10 protein-coding genes are annotated in these 12,129 nt (G+C 71.3%); 7 read left to right on the top strand and 3 right to left on the bottom strand.

What is annotated here, in order from left to right:
- Positions 1 to 124: 124 nt before the first annotated feature.
- Positions 125 to 388 carry a WhiB family transcriptional regulator gene (locus GTY47_RS09100; protein ID WP_010034659.1) on the bottom strand — a complete coding sequence of 88 codons (264 nt, stop codon included), beginning with the start codon at positions 386 to 388 and terminating at the stop codon, positions 125 to 127.
- Positions 389 to 1,041: 653 nt separating this feature from the next.
- Between GTY47_RS09100 and GTY47_RS09095 the strand changes: the two genes are divergently transcribed.
- The 4 genes from GTY47_RS09095 (at position 1,042) to GTY47_RS09080 (ending at position 5,002) form a co-directional block, all read left to right on the top strand.
- On the top strand, positions 1,042 to 1,548 hold the full coding sequence (locus tag GTY47_RS09095; protein ID WP_010034658.1) for a cysteine dioxygenase family protein: 507 nt from the start codon (positions 1,042 to 1,044) through the stop codon (positions 1,546 to 1,548).
- Between the two features lie 97 nt (positions 1,549 to 1,645).
- A complete protein-coding gene (cofD, locus tag GTY47_RS09090) occupies positions 1,646 to 2,605 on the top strand; it encodes a 2-phospho-L-lactate transferase (RefSeq protein ID WP_010034656.1) in 960 nt (319 codons plus the stop codon).
- Complete coding sequence (locus GTY47_RS09085; RefSeq protein ID WP_010034652.1) at positions 2,602 to 3,930, top strand: coenzyme F420-0:L-glutamate ligase; 1,329 nt, start codon at positions 2,602 to 2,604, stop codon at positions 3,928 to 3,930. Before cofD ends, GTY47_RS09085 begins: the two co-directional genes overlap by 4 nt.
- Before the next feature lie 58 nt (positions 3,931 to 3,988).
- Positions 3,989 to 5,002: a DNA-3-methyladenine glycosylase gene (locus GTY47_RS09080; RefSeq protein WP_029180805.1), complete on the top strand. Its 1,014-nt coding sequence runs from the start codon at positions 3,989 to 3,991 to the stop codon at positions 5,000 to 5,002.
- Positions 5,003 to 5,125: 123 nt separating this feature from the next.
- Here GTY47_RS09080 and GTY47_RS09075 read toward each other — a convergent pair whose 3' ends face one another.
- Both GTY47_RS09075 and GTY47_RS09070 read right to left on the bottom strand, forming a co-directional pair.
- The gene (locus GTY47_RS09075) at positions 5,126 to 6,208 is read right to left on the bottom strand and encodes an NDP-sugar synthase (RefSeq protein WP_010034648.1); all 1,083 of its coding nucleotides are present in this window, start codon (positions 6,206 to 6,208) and stop codon (positions 5,126 to 5,128) included.
- A 135-nt stretch (positions 6,209 to 6,343) separates the two neighbouring features.
- Positions 6,344 to 7,924 carry a peptidoglycan recognition protein gene (locus GTY47_RS09070; RefSeq protein WP_029180804.1) on the bottom strand — a complete coding sequence of 527 codons (1,581 nt, stop codon included), beginning with the start codon at positions 7,922 to 7,924 and terminating at the stop codon, positions 6,344 to 6,346.
- A 150-nt stretch (positions 7,925 to 8,074) separates the two neighbouring features.
- Between GTY47_RS09070 and GTY47_RS09065 the strand changes: the two genes are divergently transcribed.
- The 3 genes from GTY47_RS09065 to GTY47_RS09055 all read left to right on the top strand — a co-directional run.
- Positions 8,075 to 8,830, top strand: coding sequence for a TIGR03089 family protein (locus GTY47_RS09065; protein ID WP_010034646.1), 756 nt, complete (start codon positions 8,075 to 8,077; stop codon positions 8,828 to 8,830).
- 221 nt (positions 8,831 to 9,051) lie between these two features.
- Positions 9,052 to 10,284 (top strand): LCP family protein, encoded by a 1,233-nt coding sequence (locus GTY47_RS09060; RefSeq protein ID WP_231911169.1) that lies wholly within the window; start codon positions 9,052 to 9,054, stop codon positions 10,282 to 10,284.
- Between the two features lie 240 nt (positions 10,285 to 10,524).
- Positions 10,525 to 12,129: LCP family protein (locus tag GTY47_RS09055; RefSeq protein WP_040902576.1), on the top strand; the 1,605-nt coding region annotated here is incomplete at its 3' end.

Raw genomic sequence — 12,129 nt, 5'->3', positions numbered from 1 at the left:
AGCGACCACACTATCGGCTGCGCAACAAGGGGGCCCGCCGCCTGTGGATAACCCACTTGCGACGGGCCGTTCGAGCCGTGCGTACGTGCGGATGCGCGCTGTCCGTCTATCGCGCCGTCCGCGATCAGACCGCTGCCTTCTTCAGCCGGCGGCGCTCCCGCTCGGACAGGCCGCCCCAGATGCCGAATCGCTCGTCGTTGGCGAGGGCGTACTCGAGGCACTCGGAGCGGACCTCACAGGCGAGGCAGACCTTCTTGGCCTCCCGGGTCGAGCCGCCCTTCTCAGGGAAGAAGGACTCGGGGTCGGTCTGGGCGCACAGTGCGCGCTCCTGCCAGCCGAGTTCCTCGTCCGCGTCGTCGACCAGCAGTTGCTGCACCGTCTCGGTCATGTGCGCCCCTCGTCTGTCTTTCGCGTCCCCGTGATCTAGCCGTTACCGATTCCGGCTGAACGACACGAGTGAAATTACAAGTGTGCTGCTCCGGGCGAGTCAAGCCGAGATCTGCTATTGAGCCCCTTATTCACTCTGCGGAACCAAGCCCAAGCGGAAAGTGTTCAAATCACCATAAAACCTGACACACCGACGGAGCCCGCAAGGGCTCACGCCGTCCGCCGGACCCCTTGCAGACCTGTACGGAGAAGGACGCCCAGAGGTTCGATCTCGTTCCGACACGCACCACGAAGCGAAACGGATCACAGTCGGATCACGAGTACGCAACGAGGTTTCCTGCGCCCGGTTGGACGCCATGTGTCCCGGGCGGGCCATGAACAAACCTTTCATCTGAGTGAACGACCGGATGAGGTGAACCACATCCCACATGCCGGGTGCCGAGTTGACAGTCCAAGGTGTGAACCGGTGTCCTTGTGGGCATGCTCGCGAACTCGGCACCCACCTCGACCCGCACCGCCGGGTCCCACGGTGCTGCCCGCGCTCGCTGTCGCTGTTCCAGCTGTTGAGCCCCACCTGCTCCAGCTGAAGGCCGGGCCACCCGTCTCTCGGCTTCCGTTCCCTCTGACCTTCTTCACTGAGGAACCACCACACCCATGAACAGCGACAGCGACCTCCAGATCGCCGGCGACATCCTCGAAGTCCCGCATCTGCTCCAGACTCCGCGCGAGCACCCGGCCACCGTCGCCGAGTTCGTCGGACTCGCCCGCTCCATCGCCGCCGACCGCTCCCAGTGGGAGCACCTCGTCCGGTACGACACGACCAGCCGCTGGTACCACCGGCTGCGCACCGGCCCGGGCTACGAGGTGTGGCTGCTGTCCTGGGTGCCCGGGCAGGGCAGCGGGGTGCACGACCACGGCCGCTCCTCCGGTGTGCTGACCGTGCTGGACGGCACGCTGACCGAGCGCACGGAGCGGGGCACGCGCGCCTTGCGGGCAGGCGCGCAGCGCGTTTTCGCGCCGGGGTACGTGCACGAAGTCATGAACGACGCACTGGAGCCTGCGGTCAGCCTGCACGTCTACTACCCGGGCCTGACGGAGATGCCGATGCACACGGCCCAGCACTGCGAGGCCCGGTCCGCACCGGATGCCGTGACCGCCTGACCGGTTGGCATCACGTGCCTGACCGGTCGGCGTGACTGCCTGACCGGTTGCCGTAGCCGCTGACCGGTTGTCGTAGGCGCCTGCAAGACTGGCTCCCATGCGCATTGTGGTTCTGGCAGGCGGCATCGGTGGTGCCCGGTTCCTGCGTGGTCTGAAGCGGGCCGTGCCGGACGCGGACATCACGGTCATCGGCAACACCGGGGACGACATCCACCTCTTCGGGCTGAAGGTCTGCCCGGACCTCGACACGGTGATGTACACGCTCGGCGGCGGCATCAACGAGGAGCAGGGCTGGGGGCGTGCGGACGAGACCTTCCACCTCAAGGAGGAGCTCGCGGCGTACGGCGTCGGGCCCGAGTGGTTCGGCCTCGGCGACCGGGACTTCGCCACGCACATCGTGCGGACGCAGATGATCGGCGCCGGGTACCCGCTGAGCGCGGTGACTCAGGCGCTGTGCGACCGCTGGCAACCGGGCGTGCGGCTGATCCCCATGTCCGACGACCGCGTCGAGACCCACGTGGCTGTCGAGATCGACGGCGAGCGCAAGGCGATCCACTTCCAGGAGTACTGGGTGCGGCTGCGCGCCTCGGTGCCCGCGGAGGCGATCGTGCCGGTCGGTGCCGACCAGGCGAAGCCCGCGCCGGGTGTGCTGGAGGCGATCGCCGAGGCGGACGTGATCCTCTTCCCGCCGTCCAACCCGGTGGTGTCCATCGGCACGATCCTGGCCGTGCCCGGCATCCGGGAGGCCATCGCCGACGCCGGAGTGCCGGTGATCGGGCTGTCCCCCATCGTCGGTGACGCGCCCGTGCGGGGCATGGCCGACAAGGTGCTCGCCGCCGTGGGCGTCGAGTCGACCGCGCCGGCGGTGGCCGAGCACTACGGCTCGGGCCTGCTGGACGGCTGGCTCGTCGACACGGTGGACGCCGGCGCGGTGGAGCGGGTCGAGGCGGCCGGGATCCGCTGCCGGGCCGTGCCGCTGATGATGACCGACACCGACGCGACCGCGCAGATGGCGCGGGAGGCCCTGGTCCTGGCGGAGGAGGTGCGGGGAGCTTGAGCGGCGAAGTCCCCAAGGACCGGCAGGGTACCGACGGATACCGGGTGTGGGCCCCGGAGGGGATGCCCGAGGTCGCGGCCGGGGACGACCTGGCCAAGCTGATCGCGGCCGCCGAGCCCGGTCTGGCCGACGGGGACGTACTGCTGGTCACGTCGAAGATCGTGTCCAAGGCGGAGGGCCGGGCAGTCCAGGCGGCCGACCGGGAAGCGGCCATCGACGCCGAGACGGTGCGCGTGGTCGCCCGGCGCGGCAGTCTCCGGATCGTCGAGAACCGCCAGGGTCTCGTCATGGCCGCGGCCGGGGTGGACGCGTCCAACACCCCGTCCGGGACGGTGCTGTTGCTGCCCGAGGACCCGGACGCCTCCGCCCGCGCGATCCGCGACGGGTTGCGGGACATCCTCGGCGTCGACATCGGTGTCGTCGTCACCGACACGTTCGGGCGGCCCTGGCGCGCGGGGCTCACGGACGTCGCGATCGGCGCCGCCGGGGTGCGCGTCCTGGACGACCTGCGCGGGGGCACGGACGCGTACGGCAACCCGCTCAGCGCCACCGTCGTCGCCACGGCCGACGAACTCGCCGCGGCCGGCGACCTGGTCAAGGGCAAGGCTGCCGGGCTCCCCGTCGCCGTGGTGCGCGGCCTGCCGCACGTGCTGGCGCCCGGCGACGGAGAGGGAGCGCGGGCCATGGTGCGCGGCGCTCGCGACGACATGTTCCGGCTCGGCACGTCGGAGGCGGTACGGCTGGCGGTGACCCAGCGGCGTACGGTCCGGGCCTTCACGGACGAGCCCGTCGACCCCGGCGCCGTACGGCGGGCGGTGGCCGCGGCGGTGACGGCGCCCGCACCGCACCACACCACCCCCTGGCGGTTCGTGCTGCTGGAGTCCGAGGAGTCGCGGACGCGGCTGCTCGACGCGATGCGCGACGCGTGGATCGCCGATCTGCGGCGGGACGGCAAGACGGAGGAGTCCATCGCCAAGCGGGTACGGCGTGGGGACGTCCTGCGGAACGCGCCGTACCTCGTCGTCCCCTGCCTGGTCATGGACGGCTCGCACACCTACGGCGACGCGCGGCGCGACGGCGCCGAGCGGGAGATGTTCGTGGTCGCCGCGGGCGCCGGCGTACAGAACTTCCTGGTCGCGCTGGCCGGGGAGCGGCTGGGTTCGGCGTGGGTGTCCTCGACGATGTTCTGCCGGGACGTGGTGCGCGAGGTGCTGGGGCTGCCGGCGGACTGGGACCCGATGGGCGCGGTGGCCGTCGGGCATCCGGCGGAGGAACCGCGTCCGCGGCCGGAGCGGGATGCGGGGGCCTTCATCGAGGTGCGGTGACCGCGCCGGCCGGCGCCTACGCTCGTAGGGCTCCTCTCGTTTCCCAGGGACTTCACTCATGGCAGGACGGTTCGCTCCCCGGCCCACGCGTACGACCGTGCGCGGCGGGCATGTCGGCGTGGCCGGTGCCGGGGCCGGGGGTGTGCCGCGGCAGGCGGCGGGGCCGGGGCGGGTGCGCGACTGGGTGCCGGACGGGCCGCTGGACCTCGGTCTGGTGCTCGGGCCGCTGCGGCGCGGTCCGGGTGATCCGACGTTCCGGGCGATGCCGGACGGGTCCGTGTGGCGGGCCTGTCGTACGCCCGCCGGGCCCGGGACGCTACGGGTCTGCGCGTACGGCGGTGCGGTGCGCGGCCAGGCCTGGGGGCCCGGGGCGCAGTGGCTGCTGGACCGGTTGCCGGAGCTGCTCGGTGCCGCCGATGACCCGTCCGTGTTCGTGCCCCGGCACCGGCTGGTGGCGCTGGCCCGGCACCGGCGGCCGGGGTTGCGGCTGACGCGGAGCGGGCTGGTGCTGGAATCGCTGATTCCGTCGATTCTGGAGCAGAAGGTCACGACCGATGAGGCGTATCGGGCGTGGCGGTTGCTGGTGCGGAAGTTCGGGGAGCCGGCGCCGGGGCCCGCGCCCGGGCGGATGTGTGTGATGCCGGCGCCTCGGGAGTGGGCGTTGATCCCGTCGTGGGAGTGGCATCGGGCCGGGGTCGACAACAAGCGGGCGTCGACGATTCTGCGTGCGGTCCGGGTGGCCGGGCGGTTGGAGGAGGCGGCCGGGATGGAGCCGGGGGCGGCTCGGGCGCGGCTGGAGGTGGTGCCGGGGGTCGGGCCGTGGACGTCGGCGGAGACGGTGCAGCGCAGTCATGGGGCACCGGACGAGGTGACCGTGGGGGATCTGCATCTGCCCCGGATCGTGGGGTGGGCGTTGGCCGGGGATCGGGATGCGGATGACTCCGTGATGCTGGAGTTGCTTCAGCCGTATGCGGGGCAGCGGCATCGGGCGGCTCGGTTGATTCTGCTGAGTGGGAGGGTGCCGGGGCGTCGGGCGCCGAAGATGCCGCGGTGGGATATCGGGGGGTTGTGATGTGCTGCCCGTTTCTGGTGCTGCGGCGTGAGGACTGGGGCCGGGTCCCCCATCGCCCACCCAGCGGCACGACTGCCCGCAGCTAGGACGGCACGATTGCCCGCAGCCAGGCACACCTAGGCGCTACTGGTCCGAAGAAAAGCGGACCGCTCCTGCTGGGATGTGGGCGTCGCACCAGATGCGGGCGCCGTCGCGGAGTTCGTTGTCGGGGCCGATGATCGCGCCGTCGCCTATCACCGTGCCGGTGAGGACGGAGCGTTCGCCGACGCGGGCCCGGGTGCCTATGAGGGAGTCGGTGATGACCGCGCCCGGCTCGATCACGGCGCCCGGGAGGATCGTGCTGCCGAAGACGCGGGCACCCTCCGCGACGAACGCGCCCTCGCCGACCACCGTGCCGCCGGACAGCTTCGCGTCGGCCGCGACCGTCGCCGTCGGCAGGACCAGGCGGTCGCCGCAGCGGCCGGGAACCGCCGGGGACGGGGCCCGGCCCAGGACCAGGTCCGCCGAGCCCCGGACGAACGCCGCCGGTGTGCCGAGGTCCAGCCAGTACGTCGAGTCGACCATGCCCTGGAGGTGGGCTCCGGCGGAGAGGAGGTCGGGGAAGGTCTCCCGCTCCACCGACACCGGCCGGCCCGGCGGGATCGTGTCGATGACCGAGCGGCGGAAGACGTACGCCCCCGCGTTGATCTGGTCGGTGACGATCTCCTCGGGCGTCTGCGGCTTCTCCAGGAACGCCAGGACCCTGCCCGTGTCGTCCGTGGGGACCAGACCGTAGGCGCGCGGGTCCGTGACCTTGGTGAGGTGCAGGGAGATGTCCGCGCCGGTCGTCTCGTGGGTGTCGATCAAGGCTCGGATGTCCAGGCCCGTCAGGATGTCGCCGTTGAAGATCAGCACCGGGTCGTCGGGGCCGGAGCGCAGCCGGGAGGCCACGTTGCGGATGGCACCGCCCGTGCCCAGGGGCTCCTCCTCCGTCACGTACTCCAGGTGGAGCCCCAGCGCGGACCCGTCACCGAAGTACGGTTCGAAGACCTCGGCCAGATAGGACGTGGCCAGGACGATGTGCTCGACACCCGCCGCTCTCGCTCTCGCCAGCTGGTGCGTGAGGAAGGGCACCCCGGCCGCCGGCACCATGGGCTTGGGCGTGTGCACCGTGAGCGGGCGCAGCCGGGTGCCCTTGCCGCCGACCAGGAGGATCGCTTCTGTCACGTGTCGTCTCTGCTTCCTGCCGGGACCGGCCGAACTGTCTTTCGGCCGGTCAGTGTATGCAGACCGTTCCGTGGCGCCCTCGCTGGCCGTGCGGCATTCCGCCCCGCTGCCCCCCGACGGCGGTGAACGTGTGTCTCAGCGGCCCTGGTACCGGGCCGCCTTGGAGCGGGCCGAGCCGAGCTTGCCGTAGAGCTTGCGTCCCGGGCAGGACGTCCTGAATCCGTCCCGGTGACCGGAGATCACGTTCAGTCGGACCTTCTTACCCTTTCGGTGGAGATTGCTACCAGCCGACTTCAGGTACGTCTTGCCCCGCGGATTCATCCCGTACAGGCCCAGCTTCCACGCCGTGAGCCGGGCGATGGCCTTGACCGCGGCGGACGACGGCTTCTTGGCGCCGTACGACCCGAGGACGGCGATCCCCATGCTGTTGTTGTTGAAACCAAGGGTGTGGGCGCCGAGGACCGGCCTGGCCACGCCCCCGGCGCGCCCCTCGTAGATCTTTCCGCACTTGTCGATGACGAAGTTGTAGCCGATGTCCCGCCAGCCCATGCTCTTGACGTGGTAGCGGTAGATACTGCGGATGAGTGACGGGGACTGCGAGCAGCGGTAGTTGTTGCCGCTGGCCGTGTGGTGCACGAAGGCCGCCCGGACCTTCTTCGTGTACCGGAAGCCCCGCTCCCGCAGCCCCTCGTTCGCGCCCCAGCCGCGCCGCGTGACGATGCGCGGGCGCGGGCCGACGTACGGCTTCGCCCGCTGCTGCTCCGTCAGCTTGCCGGGGTTGAGAGCGAAGAACTCCTGCTCGGTCTCCGCGCGGTTCAGTGCCGGGATCTCGGTGGCGCCGAGGGGGGCCAGGCCGGCGTTGACGGCAGAGGCCTCGGTGGCGGCTTCGGCGGCGGCCGCGGCCTCGTCGGCGGCGGAGGCTCCGGCGGCGGCTTCGGTGGCGGCTTCGGTGGCGGCATCGTTGGCGGCGAAGCTGTCGTCGGCGGAGGAGCTCTCGTCGGGGAGGTCGGTGATGCGGGGGCCGTCCGCTGGGGCGCCGGGCGGTGGGGCGTCATCGCCCGGGTCGACGAGTTCGAGGCGGAGGCCGGAGGGGAGCGGGGGCGCCGCGGGCAGCTTGCGGGTGGCCCTGCCGTGGTGCGCGGAGTCGGCTTCCGCGCTCTCGGCTTCGGAGTGGACCCGGAGTTCCACGCCGTCGGAGTCGCCGACCCACAGCGGTGCCGTGGCGCCGCGGACGCGACCCGAGGCCCTCTCGGGGGCGTCCGGGTCGGCCGCGTGGTCGCCGTTGTGCGTCTCGACGTCCTGCCAGCCCGACCAGGCGCCGGTGTCGGCGGCCCGGGTGCGGACCTGGACGCGGCCGTGCAGTTCGGCCGCTGGGTCGTCCCAGACGACGCCGACGAGGGAGAAGTGGCGTACGGCACGGCGGGCCAGGCCCAGTTCGGGGACGTGGGGGCTGCTGGGGGCGGTGGGAGTGGCGCGGTTGCGGCTGAGGGGTTCGAGGGGGAGGGACTGGGTGCTGCCGGGGGCGTACGGCTCGGCCGCGCGCCGGCTGGTCATGGTGGTGTCCGGTGTCCCCGCGTGGGGCGCGGGTCTCGCTGCCGTGGCGGCTTGCGTGGTCGGTACCGGTCTCGCCGTCGCCGCGACGGCGGGCGGAGTGAGCGGGAGGGCCAGAGCGGCCGCACAGGTGACACCGATCGAAGAAGCAAGAAATCCACGCATGCCCCCGATCTTGGACATAGTCCTACAAGTCTGTCCATTTGTGAGTTGACGGGCCGTCGGGCGGGGTTCGGCCGAACCGGTGGCGGATTCACGCCGGGACGGTGGCCGGGCCGTTGGGCCGCGGCGTGGGTGCCGCGTACGCTTGCGCGGGTGAACGCCACCGATCGCACCCCTGCCGACCTGCTGAATTCCGCGCTCGCCACGGATCCGGGCCGCCCCCTGGTGACCTTCTACGACGACGCCACGGGCGAACGAGTCGAACTGTCCGTGGCCACCTTCGCCAATTGGGTGGCCAAGACCGCCAACCTCCTCCAGGACGAGCTGTCCGTCGAGCCCGGGGACCGGGTGGCGCTGTTGCTGCCCGCGCACTGGCAGACGGCGGTGTGGCTGCTGGCGTGTGCGTCGGTGGGAGTCGTCGCGGACGTATCGGGGGATGCGCGGGCGGCCGATGTCGTGGTGAGCGGACCGGACGGGCTGGAGGCGGCGCGGGCGTGTTCCGGGGCGCGGGTCGCGATGGCGCTGCGACCGCTCGGGGGGCGGTTTCCGCAGGCGCCCGAGGGGTTTATCGACTACGCGGTGGAGGTGCCGGGGCAGGGGGACCGGTTCGTGCCGTATGCGCCGGTGGATCCGGACGCACCCGCGCTGATCGTGGCGGGGCGGGAGTTCAGTGGGGCGGAGGTCGTCGAGCGGGCTCGGGCGGAGGCGGCGGGCCTGGGGCTGACCGGGCCGGGGTCGCGGATTCTGTCGGGGTTGCCGTACGACACGTGGGAGGGGTTGAACGCGGGGTTGTACGGGCCGTTGGCCGCGGGAGGTTCCGTGGTGTTGTGCCGGCATCTCGAGCAGGCCGGGGACGGGGTGCTGGACAAGCGGGTGGAGAGTGAGCGGGTTACGGCTATCGCCCGGTAGTCCGGTCTCCAGTGCTCGGCGTGGGTGCTGGGGCGGGGTGGGTGCGCAGCCCGGCGCGGCGGGGTGCCGCTGCGCCCGCCCGTGCCCCCCTCAGCCGAGCTGCTCAGCTGCTGAGCCCGGCGCACCCCTCCCCCGTTCAGCCCATCCCCACCCCACCCCCGCCCCCCATCCGCGCCACAGTCGTAAGAGCAGTGCGCGCGCACGTTCGTACGACGTGAGGGGTGGTCTCTGTCGTGGGCGACAGCGGGAGGCTTGGGCCGCGGGCGGGGGCGTCCGCCAGTGGGCCGGGGCTGGTGCGGCGGCGTCGGCGGCGGTGGGTGCGGATCGGGGCGTTCGGGGTCGCCGGTGTGGTCGTCGCGGCCGCCGGGGCCGGATGGGCCGTGTACGCGAAGCTCAGCGGGAACATCACGCCCGACGAGGCCGCCGCCGCGGAGCTCGCGCGGTACGAGAAGGAACGGCCCACCTCGCTGGTCAAGGACGCGCGGAACATCCTGCTGATCGGGTCCGACTCGCGCGAGGGTGACGACAACGCGCGCTACGGGCGGGACTCCGGGACCGAGCGGTCGGACACCACGATCCTGCTGCACCTGTCCGCGGGCCGGGGCAGCGCCACCGCCGTCTCCCTGCCCCGGGACCTGATGGTGAACCTGCCGGGCTGCCGGCGTCCGGACGGGTCGCGCAGCGCGCCGCGGTTCACCATGTTCAACCAGGCCTTCCAGCTGGGCGGTTCGGCCTGCACCATCCGGACCGTCGAGAAGCTCACCGACATCCGTGTCGACAACCACGTCGTCGTCGACTTCCACGGTTTCAAGAAGATGGTCGACGCGGTCGACGGCGTGGAGGTGTGCCTGCGCGAGCCGATCGACGACCGGGCCGCCAAACTGCGGCTCCCCGCCGGACGGGTGACCCTCGACGGCGAGCAGGCACTCGGCTACGTCCGCGCCCGCAAGACGCTCGGCGACGGCAGCGACACGGAGCGGATGGAGCGGCAGCAGCGGTTCCTCGCGGCACTCGTCAACAAGGTGCGCAGCAACGACGTCCTGCTGAACCCGGTGAAGCTGTATCCCGTGCTGGACGCCGCCACGTCCTCTCTCACAACCGACCCGGATCTGGCCAGTCTTCGCGGCCTGTACGAACTCGTGCGCGGGCTGCGCGACATCCCCATGGAACGCGTGCAATTCCTGACCGTTCCACGGGAGTCGTACGCGTACGACGCCAATCGCGACCAACTGGTGGAGCCCGAGGCGGAGAGACTGTTCGAGCGGCTGCGTACGGACACACCTGTGGCGGTGGCCGGGGACGTTCCGCGTGGTTCCGCCCCGCTGAGGCCGACCGATTCGCATGACGGGTCGTACGGGGATTCGCATCCTGGGCCGTTTACGAAGCCCGCCGTCACCGTTTCTCCTCCACCGACGTTCCGGGGGAACACGGCAGCTGAGGACACCTGTGAGTAAAGCGGGCACCAAGGCCACTCCAAGGCAATGAACTCTTCACCCGGGAAATGGGCGAATTGCCCAGGTGTAGGGACGTGGAATTTGTCACCGTCGTCGCTCGGCACTGAACTGGGCGGTTAGTGTGAGCGATCCGGTGCGCCCGGCCCTGAGGACGGTCCTGAGGTCGCGCACTGTGTGACCGAGACCCGGGCGCCTTGGAGGGGGAGGCGCCGCGTGCCCCGACGGAGGAAACAGACAACCGTGGACGCGCAAGGCCGTGGGCGGGCGGACGATATCGATCCCGCAGACCAGTGGGTGCTCAATCCGAACACCGGCGAATACGAACTGCGACTGCCCCCTACCCCACCGCAGTCGGGCGTCCCCGGCCCCCGCAGGCCACCGGCTTCCGACGCGGTCCCGCCGGCGCGCGGCCGTACGGCTGCGCCCGGCCCGCCGGGACCTGAGACGCCCGGCCGCGCGGCGCCGCCGCGCAGGCGCCGCGGGGCGCCGGAGGAACCGCTGCCGGGGCGGCGCGGGCGGCGACCGGCCAAGAAGGCCGCGAAGGGCAAGAAGGTCCTGCTGTGGACCGGCGGCACGATGGCTTTCGTGCTGGTCGCGGGGGCGGGCGCCGCGTACTTCTACATCGAGCACCTGAACGACAACATCGCGTCCGTCTCGGACGACGGCGCGAGCACCGGTGGCTTCCAGAAGGACAAGGCCATCAACATCCTGCTGATCGGCACGGACAAGCGCACCGGCAAGGGCAACGAGAACTACGGCGACGCGGGCAGTGTCGGGCACGCCGACACCACGATCCTGCTGCACGTCTCCAAGGACCGTTCGAACGCGACCGCGCTCAGCATCCCCCGCGACCTGATCGTCGACGTGCCGGACTGCCCGACCACGCAGGAGGACGGCACGCAGAAGGTCATCCCCGGCACGCGGCAGGTCCGCTTCAACACCAGCCTCGGCCAGGACGGCCGTACGCCCAGCTGCACCATGCGGACCGTGACCGAGCTGACGGGGGTCAAGCCGGACAACTTCATGGTGGCCGACTTCAACGCGGTCAAGACGCTGACCAGCGCGGTCGGCGGGGTCGAGGTCTGTCTGGGCAAGGACATCGACGACCCGGACTCGCACCTGAAGCTGTCGAAGGGCACACACACCATCGAGGGCGAGCAGGCGCTGGCGTTCGTGCGGACCCGGCACGCCGTCGGCTTCGGCGGCGACCTGAGCCGGATCGGGCTCCAGCAGCAGTTCCTGAGCGCGCTGATGCGCAAGCTGAAGTCCAACGACACGCTCACCAGCCCCTCCAAGATGCTCGACCTGGCCGAGGCGGGCACCAAGGCCCTGACCGTCGACTCGCAGCTGGACAGCATCGGCAAGCTGAAGGACCTCGGTCTGGAGCTGGGCAAGCTCAACACCAAGAACCTGACCTTCACCACGACCCCGGTGATCGACAACCCGGCGGAGAAGGTCAAGAGCACGGTCGTACTGAACGAGTCGACGGCCCCGCAGGTCTTCGACATGATCAAGAACGACGTCTCCTTCACCGCGGTCAAGGAGAAGAAGAAGAAGGAAGCCGCCGCGGTGGCCGCCCGGCTGAAGGGCAGCAAGGCCCCGGCCTCCGAGGTCCGGGTGCGGATCCTCAACGGCGGTGCCGACCCCGGCAGCGCCCAGGAGACGCTCAGCTGGCTCCAGGTCGAGGAAGGCGTGACCAAGTCGGAGAACGCCGGCAACGCGCCCGCCGAGCTGGCGAAGACCACGCTCGAGTACGCCCCCGACCAGGCCGACCAGGCCCGCCGCCTCGCCGACATCATGGGGCTGTCCGGGTCGGCGATGAAGCCGGGCGAGAGCGTGGAGAAC

The organism is Streptomyces sp. SID5464, from assembly GCF_009862985.1.
GTDB lineage: Bacteria > Actinomycetota > Actinomycetes > Streptomycetales > Streptomycetaceae > Streptomyces > Streptomyces chartreusis_D.
This window is presented reverse-complemented; position numbering and strand designations above follow the sequence as displayed.